This window comes from Bacillus sp. EKM420B (assembly GCF_011065565.1).
In the GTDB taxonomy this organism is placed as follows: Bacteria; Bacillota; Bacilli; order Bacillales; family Bacillaceae; genus Bacillus; species Bacillus velezensis.
This window is the reverse complement of sequence record NZ_JAAMNX010000037.1, coordinates 1-275: the sequence shown is the minus strand read 5'-3', so window position 1 is coordinate 275 and position 275 is coordinate 1. Positions and strand designations below refer to the sequence as shown.

The 275-nt window shown below is 44.7% G+C and carries 1 protein-coding gene; it reads right to left on the bottom strand.

What is annotated here, in order from left to right; translation table 11 throughout:
- A partial coding sequence (locus G9F48_RS19415; RefSeq protein WP_165409986.1) for a hypothetical protein occupies positions 1-275 on the bottom strand: 275 nt, incomplete at both ends.

The window sequence follows — 275 nt, the reverse complement described above, 5'->3', positions numbered from 1 at the left end:
CTGATTGTGTCAGCGCCTCGAAACGGGCCCCTTTTATGTCCACACCCTCTATCGTGATACCTTTTAACGTCCCGACGTTTATTTTGTCCGCTGAAAGGTCTTTGATCTTGGCGTTTGTTATTGAACCGTCAATGATGTGTACCGAATCAATTATTGCTTCTTTTAGATGCGCCTTTGCGATAGCCGCATTTTGAATAGCCGCTGTCCCGATAGCCGCTTCAGCTACTTTCGCACTTGTTATGGCTGCATTTTTTATATGAGCTGTTTCTATTACC